The organism is Bradyrhizobium sp. cir1 (assembly GCF_014198245.1).
GTDB lineage: Bacteria > Pseudomonadota > Alphaproteobacteria > Rhizobiales > Xanthobacteraceae > Bradyrhizobium.
On the sequence record NZ_JACIHE010000001.1, the window covers coordinates 1 to 23,036 of the forward strand.

Annotated in this window: 18 protein-coding genes and 3 tRNA genes; 4 read left to right on the forward strand and 17 right to left on the reverse strand. The window is 65.5% G+C overall.

The window, feature by feature from the left end:
- Nucleotides 1-421: 421 nt before the first annotated feature.
- Nucleotides 422-498 (reverse strand) — tRNA-Val (locus GGD63_RS00005).
- Nucleotides 499-727: 229 nt separating this feature from the next.
- The gene (locus tag GGD63_RS00010; protein WP_183238878.1) at nucleotides 728-1,090 is read right to left on the reverse strand and encodes a hypothetical protein; all 363 of its coding nucleotides are present in this window, start codon (nucleotides 1,088-1,090) and stop codon (nucleotides 728-730) included.
- A gap of 145 nt (nucleotides 1,091-1,235) precedes the next feature.
- Here GGD63_RS00010 and GGD63_RS00015 point away from each other — a divergent pair.
- Both GGD63_RS00015 and GGD63_RS00020 read left to right on the forward strand, forming a co-directional pair.
- Nucleotides 1,236-1,309, forward strand: a tRNA-Val gene (locus GGD63_RS00015).
- Between the two features lie 225 nt (nucleotides 1,310-1,534).
- Nucleotides 1,535-2,395, forward strand: a complete 861-nt coding sequence (locus GGD63_RS00020; protein ID WP_183238879.1) for a class I SAM-dependent methyltransferase — start codon at nucleotides 1,535-1,537, stop codon at nucleotides 2,393-2,395.
- A gap of 127 nt (nucleotides 2,396-2,522) precedes the next feature.
- On the opposite strand, the gene GGD63_RS00025 is transcribed toward GGD63_RS00020, so the two are convergent.
- From GGD63_RS00025 to GGD63_RS00095, 15 genes are all read right to left on the reverse strand, one after another.
- The gene (locus GGD63_RS00025) at nucleotides 2,523-3,497 is read right to left on the reverse strand and encodes a cation diffusion facilitator family transporter (RefSeq protein ID WP_183238880.1); all 975 of its coding nucleotides are present in this window, start codon (nucleotides 3,495-3,497) and stop codon (nucleotides 2,523-2,525) included.
- Nucleotides 3,498-3,499: 2 nt separating this feature from the next.
- On the reverse strand, nucleotides 3,500-6,712 hold the full coding sequence (gene ihpC / locus GGD63_RS00030) for a divalent metal ion exporter subunit IhpC (protein ID WP_183238881.1): 3,213 nt from the start codon (nucleotides 6,710-6,712) through the stop codon (nucleotides 3,500-3,502).
- Nucleotides 6,705-7,682: a divalent metal ion exporter adaptor subunit IhpB gene (ihpB, locus tag GGD63_RS00035; RefSeq protein ID WP_183238882.1), complete on the reverse strand. Its 978-nt coding sequence runs from the start codon at nucleotides 7,680-7,682 to the stop codon at nucleotides 6,705-6,707. Before ihpB ends, ihpC begins: the two co-directional genes overlap by 8 nt.
- On the reverse strand, nucleotides 7,679-8,953 hold the full coding sequence (gene ihpA / locus GGD63_RS00040; RefSeq protein ID WP_183238883.1) for a divalent metal ion exporter subunit IhpA: 1,275 nt from the start codon (nucleotides 8,951-8,953) through the stop codon (nucleotides 7,679-7,681). The genes ihpB and ihpA overlap by 4 nt, the downstream gene beginning before the upstream one ends.
- Nucleotides 8,954-9,008: 55 nt before the next feature.
- Entirely contained in the window at nucleotides 9,009-9,374 is a 366-nt protein-coding gene (locus tag GGD63_RS00045) for a hypothetical protein (RefSeq protein WP_183238884.1), read from the reverse strand.
- 144 nt (nucleotides 9,375-9,518) lie between these two features.
- Nucleotides 9,519-12,677 carry an efflux RND transporter permease subunit gene (locus GGD63_RS00050; RefSeq protein WP_183238885.1) on the reverse strand — a complete coding sequence of 1,053 codons (3,159 nt, stop codon included), beginning with the start codon at nucleotides 12,675-12,677 and terminating at the stop codon, nucleotides 9,519-9,521.
- Entirely contained in the window at nucleotides 12,674-14,152 is a 1,479-nt protein-coding gene (locus GGD63_RS00055) for an efflux RND transporter periplasmic adaptor subunit (RefSeq protein ID WP_183238886.1), read from the reverse strand. Before GGD63_RS00055 ends, GGD63_RS00050 begins: the two co-directional genes overlap by 4 nt.
- Nucleotides 14,149-14,547: a FixH family protein gene (locus tag GGD63_RS00060; protein ID WP_183238887.1), complete on the reverse strand. Its 399-nt coding sequence runs from the start codon at nucleotides 14,545-14,547 to the stop codon at nucleotides 14,149-14,151. Before GGD63_RS00060 ends, GGD63_RS00055 begins: the two co-directional genes overlap by 4 nt.
- A 120-nt stretch (nucleotides 14,548-14,667) precedes the next feature.
- Complete coding sequence (locus tag GGD63_RS00065; RefSeq protein ID WP_183238888.1) at nucleotides 14,668-15,030, reverse strand: hypothetical protein; 363 nt, start codon at nucleotides 15,028-15,030, stop codon at nucleotides 14,668-14,670.
- Nucleotides 15,031-15,515: 485 nt separating this feature from the next.
- Nucleotides 15,516-16,157, reverse strand: coding sequence for an NrsF family protein (locus GGD63_RS00070; RefSeq protein WP_183238889.1), 642 nt, complete (start codon nucleotides 16,155-16,157; stop codon nucleotides 15,516-15,518).
- A complete protein-coding gene (locus tag GGD63_RS00075; protein ID WP_183238890.1) occupies nucleotides 16,154-16,711 on the reverse strand; it encodes a sigma-70 family RNA polymerase sigma factor in 558 nt (185 codons plus the stop codon). The genes GGD63_RS00070 and GGD63_RS00075 overlap by 4 nt, the downstream gene beginning before the upstream one ends.
- Nucleotides 16,712-16,982: 271 nt before the next feature.
- Nucleotides 16,983-18,233, reverse strand: coding sequence for a peptidase T (gene pepT, locus GGD63_RS00080; protein WP_183238891.1), 1,251 nt, complete (start codon nucleotides 18,231-18,233; stop codon nucleotides 16,983-16,985).
- Between the two features lie 117 nt (nucleotides 18,234-18,350).
- Nucleotides 18,351-18,665 (reverse strand): HU family DNA-binding protein, encoded by a 315-nt coding sequence (locus GGD63_RS00085; RefSeq protein ID WP_183238892.1) that lies wholly within the window; start codon nucleotides 18,663-18,665, stop codon nucleotides 18,351-18,353.
- Between the two features lie 196 nt (nucleotides 18,666-18,861).
- Nucleotides 18,862-18,938, reverse strand: a tRNA-Asp gene (locus GGD63_RS00090).
- 161 nt (nucleotides 18,939-19,099) lie between these two features.
- The gene (locus GGD63_RS00095) at nucleotides 19,100-19,303 is read right to left on the reverse strand and encodes a hypothetical protein (protein ID WP_183238893.1); all 204 of its coding nucleotides are present in this window, start codon (nucleotides 19,301-19,303) and stop codon (nucleotides 19,100-19,102) included.
- A gap of 200 nt (nucleotides 19,304-19,503) precedes the next feature.
- Between GGD63_RS00095 and GGD63_RS00100 the strand changes: the two genes are divergently transcribed.
- Together GGD63_RS00100 and GGD63_RS00105 are read left to right on the forward strand one after the other, a co-directional pair.
- Entirely contained in the window at nucleotides 19,504-20,016 is a 513-nt protein-coding gene (locus GGD63_RS00100; RefSeq protein WP_183238894.1) for a MarR family winged helix-turn-helix transcriptional regulator, read from the forward strand.
- Nucleotides 20,017-20,194: 178 nt separating this feature from the next.
- A complete protein-coding gene (locus GGD63_RS00105) occupies nucleotides 20,195-22,447 on the forward strand; it encodes a TonB-dependent siderophore receptor (protein ID WP_183238895.1) in 2,253 nt (750 codons plus the stop codon).
- The last annotated feature ends 589 nt before the right edge of the window (nucleotides 22,448-23,036 follow it).

Here is a 23,036-nt window from a genome sequence, read left to right on the forward strand (position 1 = left end):
TTACGATCTCGGCTATTTCGATCTCGAACAGAAGACCTTGCAACCTCTCGACAACCCGTTCGGTCCGAAGCCCATCACCGATGTCTCAGCCACGACCACGGCGCCCTGACGGAGACGCGCTCTTGTGCATTCTTGGCATGGAAGGCCACTTGCTTGGCTCCGCTGTCGCGGTCAACCCCCGGAGCCCGAAGGGGCGCGGCACGCGCGGGGTTGACGGCGATAGCGCGAGCCGAGCAAAAATAGCCGTGCCATGAATGCGTCACGCTGAAATGCAGCAGATTGCAGGCCATCGGCCTCAATTTGAAGCGAACTTGGAGCAGACGACTTTGAAACCCCGCGACAACCCGATCGGCACGAGGTTGTCACCCATCTCTTAGGTACGTTTCGTTACCCATGTCTCCGGGCCGGACAGAGCGAAGGCTGGTGGGCGGTCACGGATTCGAACCGCGGACCCTCTCGGTGTAAACGAGATGCTCTAACCAGCTGAGCTAACCGCCCCACGGCGCCTCTTTAGCGCTCCGGCGGGGGGAGGAGCAAGGGGCGAGCGCGCCGCGAGCTGGCCCCAATTTGCGGCTCGGTCAGGGTTTTCAGACCGGACACGAGCAGCCCTGCGACGAGCCCGCTGCAGGGGGAACTCACTTTCGCAAGCGCGTTTCGCGTCGTCCGACCAAGGAGGCGGCAATGGTGCTCGCCGCCGCTGTGCGGTGCCTCGGCCTGGAGTTCCACGTCAGGCCGTCTTGGTGAACATCGTCAGGACACCGTCGGCGATGTTGATCGCGACGACCTGTGACGAGCTCAAGCCCTTGGCCTTGAGCACGGAGGCGGCCTGCGGTGTGGCGTCGATGGACTTCCGGAGCGACTGGATGTCTTCATCGCTTGTGTGCGCCACGAGTTCATCGACCTTCGCGCGCACGGCCGGCTGCAATTCCTTGACGTCCACAACCTGTATGCTCCGGATCACCGTGCTGGACTGTGTGGACGGCTGTTCCGTGCCGGGTTGCGACGATGCGCCCTGCGCCTGCACCAGAGCAGGTGTTCCGAGGGAGAGAGCTGCAACGATGACGGATGCCGTGAAGCTGCGCATGGTCATGCCTTTCCGGTTTGAGGAACGGCGAAACCTATCGACGAAATCTGGTTGGCATCTGGTTCCGATGCGGCCGTTCGGTGAAACCAATGCGGCCGTAGTGTGCACAGATGAGACGCGCTGCGCGGGCTCCGGTGATGTCTAAGGCAAGGGGTTAGCTCAGCTGGTTAGAGCATCTCGTTTACACCGCGAGGGTCCGCGGTTCGACTCCGTGACCGCCCACCATTGCGACTGGCCTGGCTGGCAAGCGGCGGTCAATTGCAGATTTCTACGTTGCTGCCAACGTCACAGGCGGCCGCGCGGGCGTAGGCCGGAGCGCAGCCGGCAACTGGCGTTGGTTCCGGAAAGAGTGCGCCAAGCATCCCGACGTGATATCGCCGCTATGCCGGTGCATGCGACCCGACCGGGGTGGCGGCGGGCATCGCGCGGACGGGAACGATCGGGGACATTATGCAACAGCCAAGCGGACACGAGCAAAACGCCGACCAGATCGCCTATTGGAATGGCCCTAGCGGGCAGCGCTGGGCCGACCGGCATGCGGTGCAGGAGAAGCTGCTCGGGCCGATCGCCGATGTGCTGATCGACCGCGCCGGACCAAGTCCGGGCGAGCGCGTGATCGATGTCGGCTGCGGCTCCGGTGCGGCGACGGTGGCGTTCGCAAAGGCGGTGGCGCCTGATGGCTTCGCGCTCGGGCTCGATGTGTCCGAGCCGATGCTGTCGCAGGCGCGGGTGCTGGCGCCAAAGGGGCTGCCGCTCGATTTCGTGCTGGCGGATGCGACGGTGCATCCGTTCGAGCCGGCGAGCTTTGACCTCCTGGCCTCGCGCTTCGGCGTCATGTTCTTTGCCGATCCCGTCGCGTCCTTCGCCAATCTCCGCCGTGCACTGAAACCCACCGGGCGGCTCGCCTTCGTCTGCTGGCGCGAGCCGAAGGAAAATCCCTGGATGATGGCGCCGCTGATGGCGGTCTATAAGCACGTGCCGAAGATGCCGCCGGTTGGGCCGGAGGAGCCGGGCCCGTTCGCCTTCGCATCCGAAGAGCGCGTGGTGCGCATCCTTGAGGGTGCCGGCTTCGTGGACGTCGCAATGGAGCCGCTCAATCTGGCGATGGATATCGCGATCGGCGGCGGCCTCGACGCCGCCGTCGAGGGCTCGCTCCAGATCGGCCCGGCGAGCCGTGCGCTGCAGGGCCATCCGCCGGAAACCTATGAGGCCGCCAAAGCCTCGATCCGCGAGGTGCTCGCGCCGTTCCTGAAGGGGCAGAACGTGGCGCTGCAGGGCGCAATCTGGATCGTGACGGCGAAGGCGGGGTAGGCGCCGCTCTCACCACGCCGTCATTGCGAGGAGCGCTTGCGACGAAGCAATGCAGACCGTTTCCGCGGAGACAGTCTGGATTGTTTCGCTACGCTCGCAATGACGACGTGGATGGACCTGTGAGCCCTCACACCACATCATCCGGCGCCAGCGCGCAGCCATTGTCGGGATGCGTCTCGACCTGAAGTGTGGTGTGGCCGATGCGGAAGGATGCCTTGAGCATCCGCGCGGTCTCCATCAGGAACGCATCGCCGGCCCCGTCGGGCATGACGAGATGGCAGGTCAGCGCCGTCTCGGTGGTCGAGATCGGCCAGACGTGGAGATCGTGGATCGCGGACACGCCCGGGCGCGCCAGCAGGAGCGCCCTGATCGCGGCGAGGTCGGTGCCCTTGGGCGCGGCCGCCATCGACATGTCGATCGAGCCGCGCAAGAGGCTGGTGGTGCTCCAGAGGATGGTGGCGCAGATGACGAGGCCGGTGACGGGATCGAGCCAGAGCCAACCGGTCCAGACGATCAGCGCGGCCGAGACGACGACGCCGAGCGAGACGGCGGCATCCGCCGCCATGTGCAAGTACGCGCCTTCGATGTTGATGTCGTCCTTCCGTCCGCGCGCGAACAGCATGGCGGTGAAACCGTTGATGAGGATGCCGATGCCGGCGACCACCATCACCGTGACGCCCGCGATCGGCTCCGGCTCGCGCAGGCGCAAAATCGCTTCCCAGCCGATCGCGCCGGTCGCAACCAGCAGCAATACTGCATTCGCCAGCGCCGCCAGGATGGTGGAGGCGCGCAGGCCGTAGGTGAAGCGGCCGCTCGGCGCGCGCCGCGCCGCGATCGAGGCGCCCCAGGCAACGACGAGGCCGAGCACGTCGGAAAGATTGTGGCCAGCATCCGCGAGCAGGGCAGTGGAGTTGCCGATATAGCCATAGACCGCCTGGGCCACGACCAGCGCGGTGTTGAGGGTGATGCCGATGGCAAATGCTTTGCCGAAGCTGGCGGGCGCATGGACATGACTATGGCTGTGGTCGTGACCATGGCCGTGATCATGCGAATGGCCGGCATGGTCATGATGGTGATGGCCGTGATGGTCGTGGCTGCCCAAATCTAGCGCTCCCCGGACGCCGCCAAATCAGGCGCTATTCTAGGCGTTTCGTGCGCGCCGTCACGCCGGAACAGCAGGTAGAGCGCCGGCAGGACCAAGAGCGTCAGCACGGTCGAGGAGATGATGCCGCCGATCACGACGGTTGCGAGCGGCCGCTGCATCTCGGCGCCGGCGCCGGTGGCGAGCGCCATCGGCACGAAGCCGAGCGAGGCGACGAGGGCCGTCATCAGCACCGGGCGAAGGCGTGTCAGCGCGCCCTCGCGCACCGCCTCCGCAATGGGCCGCCCCTCGCTGCGCAGCCGCTCGATGAAGGCGATGATGACGAGGCCGTTGAGCACGGCGACGCCCGACAGCGCGATGAAGCCGACCCCGGCGCTGATCGACAGCGGAATGCCGCGCAGCAGCAGCGCCGCGACGCCGCCGGTCAGCGCCAGCGGCACGCCGGAGAACACCAGCGCCGCATCGGCCGCCGATCCCATGCCCATGAACAGCAGCAAAAACACCAGCAGCAGCGCCACCGGCACCACGATGGTTAGCCGTTTGGTGGCGGAGACCAGCTGCTCGAACTGGCCGCCCCAGCCGATCCAGTAGCCCGGCGGCAGCTTGACCTTCTCGGCGACGGCCGCTTGCGTCTCGGCGACGAAGGAGCGCAAATCGCGTCCGCGGACGTTGGCCATCACCACGACGCGGCGCTTGCCGTTCTCGCGGCTGATCTGGTTGGGGCCCGGCGTGATCTCGATCGCCGCAACGGACGAGAGCGGCACGTAGCGCGGCGTCGTCCCTGATGTCCCCGGCCAGGCGGTTTTCGTGACGGCCGCGACGTCCTCGCCCGGCGGCAGCGGGATCGGCAGCGACTTGATCGTATCGGGGTTGGCACGCAGGCTTTCCGGCAGCCGCACCACGATGTCGAAGCGCCGGTCGCCCTCGAACAGCTTGCCGACCGGCTTGCCGCCGATCGCGATCTCGACGAGGTTTTGCACCTCGCTGAGGCTGAGGCCATAGCGCGACAGCGCCTGGCGGTCGAGCTTGACGGTGAGGATCGGCAGGCCCGCGATCTGCTCGGTCTTGACGTCGGCGGCGCCCTCGATGCCGCGCACGACGCCGTTGACCTGCTGGGCGATGCCTGCAAGCACGTCGAGATCGTCGCCGAAGATCTTGACGCCGACGTCGCTGCGAATGCCGGCGATGAGCTCGTTGAAGCGCATCTGGATCGGCTGGGTCATGCCATAGGCGGTGCCGGGCAGGGTATTGGCGGCACGTTCGAGCTCGGCCACGACCTCGTCCTTCGGCTTGGCCGGGTCGGGCCATTCCTCGCGCGGCTTCAGCGTGACATAGGTGTCCGCGACATTCGGCGGCATCGGGTCGTTGGCGATCTCGGCGGTGCCGATCCTGGAGAAGATGGTCGCGACCTCCGGCACCTGCTTGACCGCCTTCTCCAGCCGTAGCTGCATGTCGGCGCTCTGGGTCAGGCTGGTGCCGGGAATCCGGATGGTCTCGATGGTGATGTCGCCTTCGTCGAGGCTCGGAATGAACTCGCCGCTCATGCGCGTTGCGGCAAAGATGCTGCCGGCGACGATCAGCACTGCGCCGAGCGCGACACTGCCGCGATAGCGGATCGCGCGGTCGAGCAGCGGCACATAGAACCGCTTGGCCGCCCGCATGAAGACGTTCTCCTTCTCCGAGACCTTGCCGGTGACGAAGATGGCAACCGCGGCCGGAACGAAGGTGACCGACAGCAGCGCCGCGCCGGCGAGCGCCATCAGCACGGTCAGCGCCATCGGCGTGAACATCTTGCCTTCGGTCCCGGTCAGGGTGAGCACCGGCAGGTAGACCACGGCGATGATCAGCGTGCCGAACAGGCTCGGCTTGATGACCTCGCTGGCACCAGTGCGGATGGTCTGCAGGCGTTCGTCCAGCGTCAGCAGCCGGCCCCGGCGGTGCTGCTCGGCGGCGAGCAGCCGCAGGCAGTTCTCGACGATGATGACCGCGCCATCGACGATGATGCCGAAGTCGATCGCGCCCAGACTCATCAGGTTGGCGCTGACCTTGCTCTCGACCATGCCCGTGATCGTGAACAACATCGACAGAGGGATGACGCAGGCGGTGATCAGCGCGGCGCGGATGTTGCCGAGGATCAGGAACAGCACCGCGATCACCAGCGCCGCGCCCTCGATGAGGTTCTTCTCGACGGTCTGGATGGTGGCTTCCACCAGGTTCGTGCGGTCGTAGACGGCACGCGCGATCACGCCGTCGGGGAGCGATTTCGCGATCTCGCTAAGCCTGGCCTTCACGCGCTGGGCCACAGTCCGGCTGTTCTCGCCGATCAGCAGCATGGCGGTGCCGAGCACGGTCTCGCTGCCATTCGTCGAGGCCGCGCCACTGCGCAGATCCTGACCTTCCTGGACGTCGGCGACGTCGCGGATGCGCACCGGCACGCCGCCGCGCGAGCCGATCACGATGTCCCTGATGTCCTCGATATTGGCGACCTGACCGGGCGCGCGAACGAGATATTGCTCGCCGTTGCGCTCGATATAGCCGGCGCCGACATTGGCATTGTTGGCGGCCAGCGCCGTCATGATGTCGCGGAAGCCGAGCTTGTAGGCCATCAGTCGGCCCGGGATCGGCAGCACGTGGAATTGCCGCTCATAGCCGCCGATCGAGTTGACCTCGACCACGCCTGGAATGGTGCGCAGCTGCGGCTTGATGATCCAGTCCTGGATGGTGCGCAGCTCCGTCGGCGTGAATTCGACCCCCGTCGGCGACTTCGCGCCCGCCTTGGCCTCGACCGAGTAGACATAGATCTCGCCGAGCCCGGTCGAGATCGGCCCCATAGCGACCTCGGTGCCTGCAGGAAGCTGCTCCTTCGCCTGCTGGATGCGCTCGTTCACGAGCTGGCGCGCGAAATAGATGTCGGTGCCGTCCTGGAACACGACGGTAACCTGACTCAGGCCGTAGCGCGAGATTGAGCGGGTGTAGTCGAGCCTGGGCAGGCCGCCCATTGCGGTCTCGAGCGGGAAGGTGATGCGCTGCTCGGCCTCGAGCGGCGACAGGCCCGGCGCGCGGGTGTTGATCTGGACCTGGACATTGGTCACGTCGGGGACGGCGTCGATCGGCAGGCGCGTGAAATTCCAGGCGCCAAGGGCACCGGCCGCGAGGGCGAGCAGGACCACCAGCCAGCGCTGGCGGACGGAGAAGGCGAGGAGGGCGTCAATCATGATCGGCATCTCCCTTGCCCATCTCCGCCTTGACCACAAAGCTGTTCTCGGCGACGTAGCGCTCGCCGGTTGAAAGGCCGGCGCGGATCTCGACGAATTTCGGGTCGGCATCGCCAAGCTCCACCGGGCGCGCCTCGATCTTGTCGCCGTCCTCGCGGACGAACACGATGGTCTTGTTCTCCAGCGTCTGGATCGCGCTTCGGCGCACGGCGACCGCGACATTGCGGGCGGCGAGGATCAGGCGTGCCGTGACGAACAGACCGGGGCGCAGGCGGCCGTCGGGATTGGGCAGCACCACGCGGGCCAGCGCGGTCTGGGTCTCGCTCGAGCCGATCGGCGCCATGTAGGTGATCGTGCCCTTGATCTCGCCGCGGCCGTCGTCGGGGTCGATCAGAACTTCGTCGGTGATGCGGACGCGCTTCAAATCCTGCCGGTAGATCGACAGATCGACCCAGATGGTGGAGAGATCGGCGACGACGAAAGCCGGCTTCTGCTCTGAAGCATATTCGCCGAGCGAGATCTGCCGCTCGATCACGGTGCCGGCGAGCGGCGCCTTCAGCTCGTAGACCGTGAGGCTCTGGTTGCTCTCGATCGCCGCCAGCAGGTCGTCCTTGGCGACCTTGTCGCCGATCCGTTTCTGGATCGATTTTGCAATTCCGGGAAAGCGGGGAGTGACCTGAACGACCGCCTCCTGGTTGGCGCGCAGGATGCCGTTGAACGACAGCGTGTCGGTCAGCGTCGCGCTCGCGGCCTCTTCCAGCGTCACGCCGGCGGCCGCCAGCTTGACGTCCGAGATGCGGATGCGGTCGGCGCCGTGCTCGTCCTGCTCGACATGGTCGTTCGGTTTCTCCGGCTTCTTGTCAGCGGCATGCTCCGTCGGCGCGCTTTTGACTGGGGCAAGCAGGGAGTAGCCGTAAGCACCGAGCGCGGCCGCAATGATGGCGACGAGGATGGTGGAGGATGTCTTCATCGCGCGCTCTCCCGGGCCAGCGCAAAGGGATTGCCGACGAGGCCTTCGATGGTCGCAACGCCGGCATGGAAATTCTGCAACGCCTCCTGCTCGCGCAGCCGCGCCTGGGTGACGCTCGCCTGAGCGTCGAGCACCTCGAGCAGGGTGAAGCGGCCCTGGCCGTAACCTTGCGAGATCGCCTCGGACGCCTCGACGGCCTTGGGGATGGCGGTCTCGCGCAGCACCGTGAGCTCGCGCAGCGAGCCCTGCAGCGAGTCGTAGGCGCGGCCGGCAATCACGATCAGCGTGTTGCGGTTGGCCTCGCGCTCGGCTTTGGTCTTGGCGAGGCTCTCCTGCGCGGAGAGGATGTTGCCCTGGTTCTGGTCGAACACGGGGATCGGCACCGAGACGGTGAGGCGTGCCGCGTCGTCATTGGTCTCGTTGAAATGACGCCAGCCCGCAGCGATCCGCACGTCTGGATAGGGTTTGAGCCGGGCCATCAGCAACTCGGCATTGCGCTGGGCATAGACGGCGGTCCAGCGCACCAGTTGCGGATTGGCGTCGATGGCGGTGACCACCGACTGGAACGTGGGCGGGCGCCCGGTGGTGTCGAGCCGGCCGGAGACCTCGCCGAATTTCGCCGAGGGATCGCCCATCAGCACCGCAAGCTCGCGCCTGGCGCTCGCCAGCGTCGCCTTGAGGCGTTCGCGGTCGGCCTTCACCAGCGCGGAGGCGACCTCGGCGCGGCCGGTTTCGGCCGGCGAGGAGGCGCCGGCTTCGACGCGGCGGCGGAGCAGCGGCGTCAACTGGTCGATCGCGGTAATCTGCTCGTCGAGGATCTGGATCCGCCGCTGTGCGCCGAGCACGCTGAGGAAGGCGATCGCGGTCTCCGACAGCACCTCCAGCCTGACCGCCTTGCGCTGGATCGCGGCGACCTCGATGCCGGCCTGTCCGGCGGCGATCCTGGCGTCGCGCTTGCCGAACAGCTCAAAGGCCTGGCTGATCTGGAGCGTCGTCTCGGCCGACCTGGTGCCGCGATAGATGCCGGAGCCGAACGAGTTGTCCTGCTCGTACGACAATTCCGGATTGAGCAGCGCGCCCGCCTGGATGCGCTGACCCGTGGCGATGCCGACATCGCGCTCCGCCGCCGTCAGGCGTGGGCTCGCGGCCAGCGCGCGCGAGAGCGCCGCGCGCATGGTCAGCGTCTGGGCGTGGGAGGTAAGCGCCAGGGGCGGGCTGATGAGAATAGCCAGCGCGCACGCGATGCGCGCAGCCGTTCGTCTGCGAAACATGAAAAAGACCCGTGAAGAAGAACCGATGGGCGCGCGCGGCGCCCGGCTGATCCGTTCAGGTCAGGTGTTTTGGAGGCGGGGAGTCGGTATCGGGCGCGATGCCGGCAAGCGACGGCTGCCGCTGCGGGACCGGCGGGCCCATCACGTCGGCCGCGGCGTCCGACTGCACCGGCTGTACCGCGGCGACGGAGAAGCAGCCGTGGCAGTGATGGCCGGCGAGCGCCTTGTGGTCGCCATGGCCGGCCGGGCCGTCGCCGAGGATCGAGGCGATCTCCGAGCCGCCGGAGGGGCTGGTCACATCGATGTCATGGGCGCCATGAAGCGCGCCCGAGAGCAGATACAAGACCGCGACGACCACAGCCACGAGCCCGCGCCAATTGCGCGTCGAGCTCAGTCTGAAGGGCCGGCGGTTCAACACCACGAATTCACTCTCGCTGTCGGTCCGGCTGGCCTAGCATGGCAGCGGGAACAGTGTCGACCCGCAATAGTGTTACGTGTGGGGGAACTCAACGTCGCAGCCGCACAGGTCTCATGCGACTGCGACCGGCTCGCGACATGGCCGAGCTCATTCGGCTGCCTCCCGGACTTGCTCAGATGCGACAACCGCGTCGCCTGAGCGCAGCCCAAATCCCTTCACCAGCCCGAAAATCGCGGGGATCACGATCAGCGTCAGTAGCGTCGACGAGATCATGCCGCCGATCATGGGCACGGCGATGCGCTGCATGATCTCCGATCCCGTTCCGCTGCTCCACATGATCGGCAGCAGGCCGGCCATGATCGCCACCACCGTCATCATCTTCGGGCGGACGCGCTCGACCGCGCCTTCCATGATGGCCTTGTCGAGATCCTCGCGGGTCAGGACGCGGCCGGCGCGCGCGCAGCGCGCTTCGGTTTCGGCAAGCGCGTGGTTGAGATAGATCAGCATCACCACGCCGGTTTCGGCCGCCACGCCCGCGAGCGCGATGAAGCCGACGGCGACCGCGACCGAGAGGTTGAAGCCGAGCCACCACATCAGCCACAAGCCGCCGACGAGCGCGAAGGGCAGGGACAGCATCACGATCATGGTCTCGGTGATCGAACGGAAGTTGAGATAGAGCAGCAGGAAGATGATCAGCAGCGTCACCGGCACCACGATCTTCAGCCGCGCGGTGGCACGTTCCAGATATTCGTATTGTCCGCTCCAGACCACGTAGTAGCCGGGCGGAAACTGGATGCTCGCCTGCACCGCTGCCCGCGCATCGGCGACATAGCCGCCGAGGTCGCGGTCGCGGATGTCGACATAGATGTAGGTGGCGAGCTGCCCGTTCTCGGTCCGGATCGAGGTCGGCCCGCGCGCCGGCGTGACGCTGGCGACCTCGCCGAGCGGGACGGCGCCGCCTGATGGCATCGGCACCAGGATGTCGCTGGCGATGGCTTTCGGATTGTCGCGCAGGTCGCGCGGGTAGCGCATGTTGACGGTGAAGCGCTGCCGGCCCTCGACCGTCGTCGTCACGGCCTGGCCGCCGAGCGCGGTGGCGATCGTGTCCTGCACGTCCTGCACCGCGATGCCATAGCGCGACAGCGCCTCGCGGTCCGGCGTGATCTCGAGATAGTAGCCGCCGAGGCTGCGCTCGGCATAGGCCGAGGACGTGCCGGGCACGGCCTTGAGCACCTGCTCGATCTGCCGGGCGAGCTTGTCGATCCCGACGAGATCGGTGCCGATGACCTTGACGCCCACGGGCGTGCGGATGCCGGTGGAGAGCATGTCGATGCGCGCCTTGATCGGCATGGTCCAGGCGTTGGAGACGCCGGGGAACTGCAGCGCCTTGTCCATCTCGGCGATCAGGCTGTCGATGGTCACGCCGGCGCGCCATTGCTCCTTCGGCTTGAGGTCGACGATGGTCTCGAACATCTCCGACGGGGCCGGATCGGTCGCGGTGGCGGCGCGGCCGGCCTTGCCGTAGACCGAGGCGACTTCCGGAAACGAGCGGATGATCCGGTTCTGGGTCTGCATCAACTCGGCGGCCTTGGTCACGGAAATGCCGGGCAAGGTCGTCGGCATGTAGAGCAGCGTGCCTTCGTTGAGGTTCGGCATGAACTCGGAGCCGAGCCGGCCGGCCGGCCAGATCGAGGCGGCGAGTACGCCGAGCGCGAGCAGGATCACCGGGATCCGCGCCCGCAGCACGCCTGATATCACCGGCCGGTAGATCCAGATCAGGAAGCGGTTGATCGGGTTCCTGTGCTCCGGGATGATCCTGCCGCGGACGAAGATCACCATCAGCGCCGGCACCAGCGTCACCGACAGCAAGGCTGCCGCCGCCATCGCAAAGGTCTTGGTGAAGGCGAGCGGGCTGAACAGCCGGCCTTCCTGCGATTCAAGCGTGAAGATCGGCATGAACGAGACGGTGATGATCAGGAGGCTGAAGAACAGCGCCGGGCCGACCTCGGCGGCGGCCTCGATCAGGATCGCGACCCTGGATTGGCCGGGCTCGGCGCGCTCGAGATGCTTGTGCGCGTTCTCGATCATGACGATGGCGGCATCGATCATGGCGCCGATCGCGATCGCAATGCCGCCGAGGCTCATGATGTTGGAGCCGATGCCGAGCAGCTTCATGGCCCCGAAGGCCATCAGCACGCCGACGGGGAGCATCAGGATGGCGACCAGCGCGCTACGGACATGCAGCAGGAACACGATGCAGACGAGCGCCACCACGATGCTCTCCTCGAGCAGCGTGTGCCGGAGCGTGTCGATCGCGGCCTTGATCAGGTTGGAGCGGTCGTAGACCGGGACGATCTCGACCGATTTCGGCAGGCTGGTCGCGATCTCCTTGAACCGCTTCTTGACGTTCTCGATCACGTCTAGCGCGTTCATGCCGAAGCGCTGCAGCACGATGCCGCTAGCCACCTCACCCTCGCCGTTGAGCTCGGCGATGCCGCGCCGCTCGTCCGGCCCGAGCTCGACGCGGGCGACGTCGCGCAGCTTGACCGGCGTTCCGTTGTCGGTCTTCAGCACGATGTTGCCGATGTCGTCGACGCTTTTCAGATAGCCCTTGCCGCGGATGACATATTCGAACTCGGACAGCTCGACGGTGCGGCCGCCGACGTCGGCATTGCTGGCGCGGATGGCCTCGCGCATCTTCTGCATGGTGATGCCGAGGTCGCGCATGCGCTGCGGATCGAGGATGACGTTGTACTGCCTGACGAAGCCGCCGATGCCGGCGACCTCAGCAACCCCTTCCGCCCTGGCGAGCGCGAATTTCAGATTCCAGTCCTGGATCGTCCGCGTTTCCGCAAGGTTCAGCTCCTTGGACATCACGGCGTATTGGTAGACCCAGCCGACGCCGGTGGCGTCGGGTCCGATCGTGGGCGTGACGCCGGCGGGCAGTCGGGAGGCGGCGCCGTTGAGGAATTCGAGCACGCGCGAGCGGGCCCAGTAGATGTCGGTGCCGTCCTCGAAGATGACGTAGACGAAGGAGACGCCGAAGAAGGAGAAGCCGCGCACCACTTTCGACTTCGGCACCGTCAGCATCGCGGTGGTGAGGGGATAGGTGACCTGGTCCTCGATCACCTGCGGCGCCTGTCCCTGATATTCGGTGTAGACGATGACTTGGGTGTCGGAGAGGTCAGGAATGGCGTCCAGCGGCAGATGGAGCAGGGCATAGAAGCCGGCGGCTGCGGCAAACCCGGTGCCGAACAGCACCAGCAGCAGGTTGCGTGCCGACCAGGCGATGATGCGCGCGATCATGGCTTGGCTCCCATCGCGTGGCTGGCGTGCGCGTCAGTGCCTTGCGCGTTGGTGCCTTGAGCATTAGCGGGTTGGGCGTTGCCGCCTTCGGCGAGCCCCTTGAGGGCTGCCTTGAGGTTGCTCTCGGCGTCGATCAGGAAGTTGGCGGAGGTGACGATGGCGTCGCCCTCAACAAGGCCGTCGCGGATCTCGACATAGCCGTCACCGCGCCGCCCCAGCTTGACCTCGCGCGGCTCGAAGCGGCCCTGTCCCTTGTCGACCAGGACGGCCTGGCGGCTGCCGGTGTCGAGCACCGCGCTTTCGGCGACGCTGAGCACCGGCGCCGGATTGCCGGTATCGATTTCGGCATCGACATACATGTCGGGAAGCAGCGCAAGATCGGCGTTGGCGAGCTCGATCCGCAAGCGCGCCGTGCGCGTCTCCTTGTTCAGCTGCGGGTAGATCACGCTGATCCGGCCCTTGAAATCCCGGCCTGGATAGCTGCGCGCGCGTACCGTCACGGGCTGGTCGACGGCGATGCCGCCGAGGTCGCGCTCGGCGACGTCGACGGTGGCCCACACCAGCGAGATGTCGGCGATGCGAAACAGGATGTCGCCGGGCTGGGCGCGCATGCCGTCGATCGCGTTGCGCTGGAGCACGATGCCGTCACGCGGCGACGACCACTGGATGGTGATCGGGACCGAGTGGCTCTTCTCCATCTCGGCGATGACGGGCTCGGGGACGTCGAGGTTAACCAGCCGCTGCCGCGAGCCCCGGCCGTAGGGCTCGATGCCTGCGGTGGTCTTCGAGGTGATGGTGGCAAGATATTCGGCCGCCGCGGACGACACCGCCGGACTGTAGATCTCCATCAACGGCTGCCCCCTGGTCACGCGGCTTCCGGTGGTGACGTCGGCGACCTTCTGCACAAAACTCTCGGCGCGCATGGCAATCACCGAGATCCGGCGCTCGTCGAGCTGGATCGTGCCGGGCGCGCGCACCAGCATCCGCAGCCGGCGCAGTTCGGCCGGCTCGGACTTGACGCCGCTGCGCTGGATCTTGCCGGGCGACAGCTTCACCGAGCCGTCGTCGATGTCGTCGCCCTCATAGACGGGGATGTAGTCCATCCCCATCGAGTCCTTCTTCGGCACCGGCGAGGTGTCGGGCAGGCCCATCGGGTTGCGGTAATATTTGATCTTGCGATCGCCCTTGTGCTCAGTCCCGTGCTCGGCTGTGCTCATCGTTGCCGGCTGGTCGGAGGCGTCGGACGGCGCCGGCACGGCGACATAGTCGCGGCCGTCGTCGGTCTTCTTCGGCGTCGGCGAATAGAGCGGCTTGCCGTCCGGGTCCTGGTAATAGAGCGGGGCGGGCGCATCCGCCGCGTTGGCGGCGGACAAGACTGGATCGTCGTTCGGCGGCAGCCGGCTGCCGGCGAACAGCGCGACGCCTGCCGCTGCGACAACCGCAGCGGCACTGCCGATAAGGCGGCTCCTGCTCATTGCTCGGCCGTGACGACGAGCTTGTTGTCGACCGTGCCGCTTTCGCCCTGCACCTTGGCGCCGAGCGAAAGCTGCCAGCGTCCGGCCATGCCGAAGGTCGCCTTGAAACGGTAGGTGCCGGGCTCGCTGCCCGGCACCGGCGTGACCTTGGTGGCCATCTCCTGCATCCCGTCGGGCGCCATGTCGAGCCGGCTGGCGAACACCACGGCATCAGGCACCGTCTTGCCGGAGGTCTTGTCGACCAGCCGCACCGTCACGATGCGATCGGCGCCGGCCTTGACGGTCGGCTGCACGAGCTGGAATTCGTAGTTCTTGATCTCGGCGCGCGCGGCAGTCGCGAACGTGGTGGCGATCAGCGCGGCCATGGCGGCACGCGCGAGGTTGGAGGTTGTCATGTTTTCAATTCCTCGATGGGTCTGATGGGAGCCGCACGCAACGACGTGACGTGTTGCGGACGGCAGGCAGCGATGCGCGCCGGTTGCGGCACGCATGTTCACCAGGCGCCCAGGCGCCTGTCAGACGATCGATCGAGGTGGGTGGTCCGGAGGTGGGCGGACGAGGCCGTCGACGATGGCATCATCGAGCGGCCGAAGCAGCGCGAGAGGACGCGCATAGCGGATTGCGGTTGCGACCGCAGGCCCGGACTGCAACACCTTCAGCATGCAGATCGCGAGGAGCGGGCAGTCCTGGCACTGCTTGCTGTTCTGCTCGTCGGGGCAGCACGGCATGTCGGCCGACATGTCCTGCGCGTCGGTCATCTGCATGTCGCTCGCCATCAGAGGTTCCGCCGCTGCTGGTGGTGTCACCAGCGGCGCAGCCATCAGCCCCGCGGTCACGAGGACCGCGAGAACAAGCCTGAGGATGCGACGAGCCATCATGGTGCGACACTCTCACACGGTGGCAACACTGGAAAGTCCCCCGCTTCACAAGTGTGAGAGCAGGGAGCGCTGGTGGTTAACCGTTTCGAGCGATCGCGGAGTACCATGTTATTGCGCAATCCTAATGGGATTTGGGGCCTCCCTGATAACGCCATCTGGATGCGTCGACCGTCGGCGCGGTGGCGGGCGGCGCAGGAACTTGCGGATCATAGGCCAACGCAGAATACGGGCCTTGCGGTAGGACAAACGCTCTGGATTGCGTGGTTTGCCTGGCCTCATTAGGCCAATAGCTCCTGTCGGAAATGGTCGAACCCGCATTGGCGCTGGCCGGTACGGCCACGAGAAGCGAGAGTGCGAGAAGGCTTTTCGTCAACATAGTTCCGGCTCCATCATTTGTGCGGAAGCGCCTCCGTTGCGCTTCTCTTGAGGAGTTCGGAGCCATTCGCGAGATGGTTACAGGCTCACGCCGACGTGAGTGCGGCCTCTTACCAGCGCAACAGCCGGGGTCCCAACAATGCGCCTGCGAGGGTGCACAGCACGATCGTACCGCCATACCAGAGCGCGACGAAGGGCAGTGAGTCGTCGGTGCAGTGAAGCGCATAGGCCGTCGCGCTCATGCCACCTGCGACGAGCCCGCTGAAGGCACCTGTGCGGACCAGATTGGTCGGAGCCGCCTGTCGCACGGCCCAGATGACGACGGCAAACGGGACGACCGCGATGATCGGAATCGAGATGAGGCATTCGAGCCATTGATCGCCCATCACCATCCCGTCCCAGTGTGAACTCGGCGCCTGCCCAAGGCTGACGCCGGCAAGCAGGAGGATTGCCACAAAAGGCAGTGCCGCGAGGCCCGGGGATACTCTTCGTTCCCCGCCAGGCCGCGCCAGCCGTGCCAGATAGACCGCCGCCGCGCCTGTGGTGCCGAACGCGAATACGATCTTCAGGAGCAGAAAAATCAGGGTGCGTGGCGTGGTCAGGTCGGTGCGGACACCAAGTGCCAAAAACGCGACGCCGATCGCAATGGCCATTCCAACCACGAGCGCAATGCCGACGCTGCGGTTGACCTGCCGCCGGTTGACCGGTTCGACACCCGCGCTGAGCGCGCTGATCAGCTCGTCCGTCTTCATGTTTGCGTCCTCTGTGCGATCAACGCCGCCAGGGCCTTCAGCCCGCGATGAATATTGACCTTCACGCCCGATTCCGAGATGCGGCAGCGCTGTGCCGCTTCAGCGACGCTCAGCCCGTCGAGTTTCACGGCCTCGATCGCGCATTGCATCTTTTCCGGCAGGTGTTTGAGCAACCGCCTGAGATCGAAGCTGCTCTCGGCGCTGAGGTGATCGTCATTGGCAATGACGTCGCCCGCCTCGTCGATCGGCACGTCGGTCACCGAGGCCCGGTTTCGGCGGAGAAAATCGATCAGCTTGTAGCGCGCGATCGCGTGCACCCAGGGCGTCAACGGCTCTGCAGGATCGTAGGTGTGACGCTGGATGTGGATCGCCAGCACCGCCTCCTGAACCAGATCCTCGGCTTCCGTGGCACCCCGGCCTATCCTGGCAAGCTTGCCCTTGTAATAGGCGCGCAAATGGCGGCTCAGCCGCTCAAGCAGCACGCGATGTGCCGCGGCGTCGCCGTCCTGGCTGGCGAGCATCAATGCCCTGAGCTCGGTTTCCGGTGATCTCATACCCACTTGGCTTTAGTTCGGCCGTTCCGCCGCGCCGGTTACACCCGGTTTGAAAGATTCTCATTTTTCTTTTGGACGGGAAACGCGCGAGGGGCGGATTTGCATCTGGACCAGACGCGGAAAGGCCCCAGCCCGGGGCTGACCGGCTGAGGCCTTATGTGAATGTGATCACAATCTTCGTCCTTGGGACTTGGATCAGCAACTTGCCCCGCGCCGGATCGTTCCGTGGGCCTGGAGTTATTTCGCGCCCATTGCCGGGATGAGGGCGCCCCTATGCCTTCTCCTCCCAGATCATGGCGAGATGGACGATGGTCTGCACCGCCTTCTCCATGTCCTGCCGGCTGACCCATTCGAGGCGCGAGTGGAAGGCGTGCTCGCCGGCGAAGATGTTGGGGCAGGGCAGGCCCATGAAGGACAGGCGCGAGCCGTCGGTGCCGCCGCGGATGGCGGTGCGCATCGGGCGCAGGCCGGCCCGGCGGATCGCCTCGATCGCGTATTCGAGCACATGCGGGTGACGGTCGATCACCTGCTTCATGTTGCGGTACTGCTCCCTGACCTCGAACGTGTAGGTCGAGCGCGGATAGTCCTTCATCACGTCCTTGACGATATCCTCGAGCAGCGCCTCCTTCTCCTTCAGCCCTTCCTCGGTGAAGTCGCGGACGATGAAGGAAAGCGTTGCCTGCTCCAGCGCGCCGTCGATGCCGATCGGATGCAGAAAGCCCTGCTTGCCCGAGGTGGTCTCGGGCGAGCAGCCTTCCTTCGGCAGCCGCTCGACGATGGCGGCCGCGATCTTGATCGCGTGCTCCATCTTGCCCTTGGCGTAGCCGGGATGGGCGCTGACGCCGTTGATGGTGATGGTGGCGCCGTCGGCCGAGAAGGTCTCGTCCTCGACGCAGCCGGCGCTCTCGCCGTCCATGGTGTAGCCGAAATCGGCCCCCAGCTTCTTCAGGTCGACATTGTCGACGCCGCGGCCGACCTCCTCGTCGGGCGTGAACAGGATCTTGATGGTGCCGTGCTTCAGTTGCGGATTGTTGATGAAGAAATGCGCGGCATCCATGATCTCGGCGACGCCGGCCTTGTTGTCGGCGCCCAGCAGCGTGGTGCCGTCGGTGGTGATGATGTCGTTGCCGATCTGGTTCTTCAGTGCCGGATGTTCAGTGAAGCGGATCACCTGGCTGGTGTCGCCCGGCAGCACGATATCGCCGCCGCGATAGTTCTTCACCATCTGCGGCTTGACGTCCTTGCCGGTGACGTCGGGCGAGGTGTCCATGTGCGAGCAGAAGCAGATCACCGGTACCTTCTTGTCGGTGTTGGCCGGGATGGTGCCGTAGACATAGCCGTAATCGTCGAGATGGGCGTCAGCGACGCCCATGGCCCTCAGCTCGGCGGCGAGCACGCGGCCGAGATCCTTCTGCTTCTCGGTCGAGGGCGAACTGGGGGATTCCGGATCGGACTGGGTGTCGATGGTGACGTAGCGCAGGAAGCGCTCGGTCACGGTGTGCGAAAAGGTGAGGGAGGACATTTCTGGTCAAACCGCCGGGGCTTTTGGGAGCAGGTCTTAGGGAAGCAGGCGGTATACCAGAAAGCGGGCCGCGATGCGGCGGAACGGAATCGGGATCAGGCTTAACGAAAGGTCACCTCAGATCGCCTCTTTGAGTTCCTTGACCGGGCGGAATGCGACCTTCTTGCTGGCCTTGATGTGGATGGCTTCGCCGGTACCGGGATTGCGGCCGGTGCGGGCGGCGCGCTTGCGGACCTGGAGGATGCCGAGGCCGACGATGCGGACCCGGTCGCCTTTCTTCAGGTGCTTGGTGATCAGATCGACCATGTCGGTGAGGACGGCCTCGGCGTGCTTCTTGGACAGGTCCTGGCTCTCCGCGATATCGGCGGCGAGGTGCTTGAGCGTGATGGTGGCGGGAGCGGCTGCCTTCTTAGCCAAATCCTTCTTAGCCATGTCTGGCCTCCTCAATTGCAGGGGAAGCCCCGGAAAGGCCGGGAAAGCGTGGGGATCCCCTCTTAAATCGTGGAAGGCGTAGACGATTCGGGCGCGGGCTGACTATGCCACGGGTTCCCGACAGCCGCCGACGATGGCCCACAGCCGCGAAAGGCGTCGAGAAGTTCGGGCTAAGGCTATGAAGGGATTGCCAAAATGGCGCGAGAGACGGGGCTCGAACCCGCGACCTCCGGCGTGACAGGCCGGCGCTCTAACCAACTGAGCTACTCCCGCGTGGCTCGCTGAACGCGCGCGGAACGAGGGGGGACTTAAAGGCGGGGCTTGGTGAAGTCAAGGACGTTGCGCTTCGCCGGCACATCTCGGCTAAGCATTGCTCTGGAAAACGAAAAAGGCCGCCCGGAGGCGGCCTCGGGTCAGGTCCGAAGCAGGGCTTATCAGCGAATCTCCGACGTACCCGCGTTGGTGATCGCGACAGGCTTGCCGGCCTTGATCACCTGGGTCGACTGGGCGGTCTGGCCGTAATCGGCGTTGGTACGGGCAGCAATCCCGAAACCGGCCACTGCAATGCCGGCCACCAGCGCCACCACCACGATCTTCAGGTGGGTCGCACGATCAGCAGAGTGAATCGAGTGGTTCATATCAGCCTCCCGACGGGCTTTGCCGCCGTCTATGGGCTCTTCTTGTAAGGATCATCTGTTTCCGGATGGTTTCGCGGGTTCCGCAAAATGGTTTCATCTGGCCGCCCGGCTGGTTTCGCCTCCTAATCGCATTTGAGGAGATCGGCCGGCCGCGGCGGCTCAGGCTTGGCACGCCCCAGCTTTCTTGGCAGAGGTGGACGATGAACCAGACACCGAGCAGGGACGGGTGGACTGCCCCCGAGCCTGGCGAGAGCGAGCCTGCGCCGGTCACCGCGATGCTGTCCTCGCGGCTGATGGTGCTCGCCAATTTGCTCAAGCGCGGCGCCATCCTGCGCTACAAGCGCCTCACCGGATTGTCCTCCGTCGAGTTCGGGCTCGTCGCCTCGCTCGGCCGGCGCCCGCCGATGAGCGTGGCGCGGCTCGCCGAGGCCGTCGGCCAGGACAAGGGCCAGATCAGCCGTGCGCTGGCCAATCTGGTGTCGCGCAAGCTGATCGCGAAGTCGGCAAATCCGAAGGATAGTCGCGAGGTGCTGATCTCGCTCACCGCGGCGGGCCTCGCCGCGCATGATGCGATCGTCGAAGGCGCGCAGGAGCGCAACCGCCGCCTGCTGGAACATCTGAGCCCAGCCGAGTTCGACATGCTGTTGCAGCAGGTCGATCAGCTCACGGCGATCGCTGCCGAGATGCTCGAGAGCGAGAAGAATGCGCGCTGACGTTCCGATAGTCCCCGGGAACAATGGATCTCTTCTAAGAGTCTCTCTAAGAGGCTTTCAATTAGGGAAATCGCGCGCCCTCACATAAGCGTCACCGCAAGCGTATGCCGTCCCGGGGACACGGCGGCATGACGCATCAAACATGCAGCTTTGGGGTGGCGCGTTGAACAGTCTTGGAATGCTGCGGTCGGCCGTGTTGGCGACCGCATCCGCTTGGGTTTTGGTGCCGCAGGCATCGTTTGCACAATCATCCACGCAGAGCGGCGCGCAGAACCTGCCGTCCGTGACCGTCACCGCACCGGAAGCGCGCCGCCGCGCACCCCCGTCCGCCGCGCGCAGTGCGCCGCGGCGATCGGTGCAGGCCATCAACAGAAGCAAGCCGCAGCCGCAGCGCAACGTCGGCTTCGTCGAGACGCCGCGCGGCCCGGTGCGAGGCTACGTCGCCGGCCGCAGCTCGTCCGGCACCAAGACCGACACGCCGATCATGGAGACACCGCAATCGGTGTCCGTCATCGGTGCAGAGCAGATCCGCGACCAGAAGCCGAACAAGCTCGACGAGGTCCTGCGCTACACCGCCGGCGTGCGGGCAGGGACCTTTGGCGCGGATACGCGCAACGACTGGTGGCTGATCCGCGGCTTCAAGTCCGACGACGTCGGGCTGTTCCTCGATGGCATGCAGCTGTTCTACACCTCCTATGCGAGCTGGAAGCTCCAGACGCCCAACATGGAGCGCGTCGAGGTGCTGCGCGGACCGTCAGCGGTGCTTTACGGCGGATCGAGCCCGAGCGGCATCGTCAACGTCATCAGCAAGATGCCGCCGGCCGAGCCGATCCGTTACGTCGAGACCGGCGTCAACAATTTCGGCAACGCCTATGTCGGTTTCGATTTCGGCGGGCCGATCGCGACGCAGCCCCAGGATGGCAAGCTGTTCTACCGCGTCGTCGGTCAGGTCCAGAACGGCCCGACGCAGGTCAACTTCACGCCCGACAACAACTACTTCATCGCGCCGTCGGTGACCTGGAAGCCCGATGCCGACACCACGTTGACGGTGCTGGCGTCGGCCTCCAGGCAGGACACCCGCGGCATCAACTTTCTGCCCTATGTCGGCACAGTCACCAATGCTTCGTTCGGCAAGATCCCGACCAGCTTCTTCGCCGGGGATCCCAGCGTCGACAAATTCACGCGCGAGCAGGAGATGCTCGGCTATCAGTTCGAGCGCCACCTCACCGACGATCTGACGTTCCGGCAGAACGCGCGCTTTGCCCATGTCGACATCACCTATCGCGGTTACGTCGGCAATGACTACGGCAACCAGGCGACGGCCACGCTCAACCGCTACAATTGGTATGCGAAGAACACGGCCAATCAGGCCGATCTCGACAACCAGCTGGAATATCGGTTCAACACCGGCCCGGTGAGACACACGATGCTGTTCGGCCTCGATCTCAAGGGGTATCAGATCGACGACTATCAGGCCTTCGGGTTTGGCGTGCCCTCGATTAGCATCTTCAATCCCGTCTATGGGGCAGCCGAAACTCCGCTCCCGAGCGCGCCGTTCCGCAACTTCCTCATCACGCAGAAGCAGGCCGGCACCTATCTTCAGGACCAGATGAAGCTCGGCAATTTCACACTGGTGCTGAGCGGCCGCAACGACTGGGTCGAGACCACGCAAGACGCCCGCGACACCGGCGCAAATGTTGCCAGCCGCAATGACAGCAGGTTCAGCGGGCGCGCCGGCCTGATCTACAATTTCGACAACGGCATTGCGCCCTACGTCTCCTATTCGACGAGCTACAATCCGATCATCGGCCTGAACGCGCAGAACCAGTTGTTCGTGCCGGAAACCGGCAAGCAGGCCGAAATCGGCGTGAAGGTCGCGCCGAAGGGATTCGACGGCTATTTCACCGCCTCGCTCTTCGACCTGAAGCGCCAGAACGTCGCGACGACCACCGTGACCACGCCGGTCTTGCAGACCCAGACCGGCGAGGTGACCTCGCGCGGCATCGAACTCGAGGCGGTGGCCAATGCCACGAAGGAGCTGAAGCTGATCGGCGCCTTCACGGCCTATCATTTGTTCAACAGCCGGGATCTCGACCCGTCGCTGGTTGGCAAGACGCCGACCAACACGCCTGAGATGCTGGTGTCGGGCTGGGCCGACTACACCTTCAAGGACGGACCACTTGAGGGCTTCGGCTTCGGCGGCGGCGTCCGCTACATCGGCTCGTCCTGGGCCGATACCGCCAACACCCTCGAGGTTCCCGCAGTGGTGCTTGGCGACCTCGCGCTCCACTACGAATGGCAGAACTGGCGCACGGCGCTGAACGTGATCAACCTGACCGACAAGATCTATGTCGCGAGCTGCGCGTCGGCCACGTCCTGCTTCTACGGCGACCGGCGGCGCGTCACCGCCAGCGTTTCGTACAAATGGTGAGGCAGAGGATGAGGAGAGGCGAGGGTAGCTCCGGGCGCCCCTGATCTCGACCATCCCGAGGCTCTACCGACCTGACGACCGCTGATCTTCCATCGGGAGATCGATGAGCTCTCGGGCCATGCCCCCCGGCCCGAAGCTCATGCGAGCGCGGCGCGCGCGACGCCCTGGCAAGTCGCCGACGCCGCGCTCGCGATCGCCCCCGGGGTGGATGCCGCGCCGACACATTCGCCGGACGAGGCCCGGTCCCGTCGTGACGCATGGCTCGTCCGACCCGCCGCGCCTGTGGATACGCATCTTCCCTTGCCCCGCTTGCCGAGCAATATGTCGCCTGGGTGACGGAAAGGGCCACGACGGACCATTGCCCGGGTCTTGGGTGCGCTGCCGCAGGAAAAACCCGAGCATTTTGACCGGATGCCGTGCGGCAAATCGCGGTCTTAGTCCGCGCACCGCAATCTCAGAACAGCCGCCGTGCAAAACTGTGGTCGCCCTTGCTGGACATGGCGATCTGCTCCATACCAGCCGCGGGGTGATTCCGGGATTTTCACCGTTCTGGGGGCGGCAAAGGGCCTAAAAAGAGCGTGTCTTGCGC

Bases quoted from the DNA above. Each gene is read 5' to 3' on its own strand.
- ihpA (WP_183238883.1), bottom strand. From the start codon at position 8,953: ATGTTTCGCAGACGAACGGCTGCGCGCATCGCGTGCGCGCTGGCTATT.
- GGD63_RS00075 (WP_183238890.1), bottom strand. From the start codon at position 16,711: ATGAGATCACCGGAAACCGAGCTCAGGGCATTGATGCTCGCCAGCCAG.
- GGD63_RS00100 (WP_183238894.1), top strand. From the start codon at position 19,504: ATGAACCAGACACCGAGCAGGGACGGGTGGACTGCCCCCGAGCCTGGC.
- GGD63_RS00105 (WP_183238895.1), top strand. From the start codon at position 20,195: ATGCTGCGGTCGGCCGTGTTGGCGACCGCATCCGCTTGGGTTTTGGTG.
- GGD63_RS00085 (WP_183238892.1), bottom strand. From the start codon at position 18,665: ATGGCTAAGAAGGATTTGGCTAAGAAGGCAGCCGCTCCCGCCACCATC.
- GGD63_RS00065 (WP_183238888.1), bottom strand. From the start codon at position 15,030: ATGATGGCTCGTCGCATCCTCAGGCTTGTTCTCGCGGTCCTCGTGACC.
- GGD63_RS00055 (WP_183238886.1), bottom strand. From the start codon at position 14,152: ATGAGCAGGAGCCGCCTTATCGGCAGTGCCGCTGCGGTTGTCGCAGCG.
- pepT (WP_183238891.1), bottom strand. From the start codon at position 18,233: ATGTCCTCCCTCACCTTTTCGCACACCGTGACCGAGCGCTTCCTGCGC.
- ihpB (WP_183238882.1), bottom strand. From the start codon at position 7,682: ATGAAGACATCCTCCACCATCCTCGTCGCCATCATTGCGGCCGCGCTC.
- GGD63_RS00060 (WP_183238887.1), bottom strand. From the start codon at position 14,547: ATGACAACCTCCAACCTCGCGCGTGCCGCCATGGCCGCGCTGATCGCC.
- GGD63_RS00095 (WP_183238893.1), bottom strand. From the start codon at position 19,303: ATGAACCACTCGATTCACTCTGCTGATCGTGCGACCCACCTGAAGATC.
- ihpC (WP_183238881.1), bottom strand. From the start codon at position 6,712: ATGATTGACGCCCTCCTCGCCTTCTCCGTCCGCCAGCGCTGGCTGGTG.
- GGD63_RS00020 (WP_183238879.1), top strand. From the start codon at position 1,535: ATGCAACAGCCAAGCGGACACGAGCAAAACGCCGACCAGATCGCCTAT.
- GGD63_RS00070 (WP_183238889.1), bottom strand. From the start codon at position 16,157: ATGAAGACGGACGAGCTGATCAGCGCGCTCAGCGCGGGTGTCGAACCG.
- GGD63_RS00010 (WP_183238878.1), bottom strand. From the start codon at position 1,090: ATGACCATGCGCAGCTTCACGGCATCCGTCATCGTTGCAGCTCTCTCC.
- GGD63_RS00050 (WP_183238885.1), bottom strand. From the start codon at position 12,677: ATGATCGCGCGCATCATCGCCTGGTCGGCACGCAACCTGCTGCTGGTG.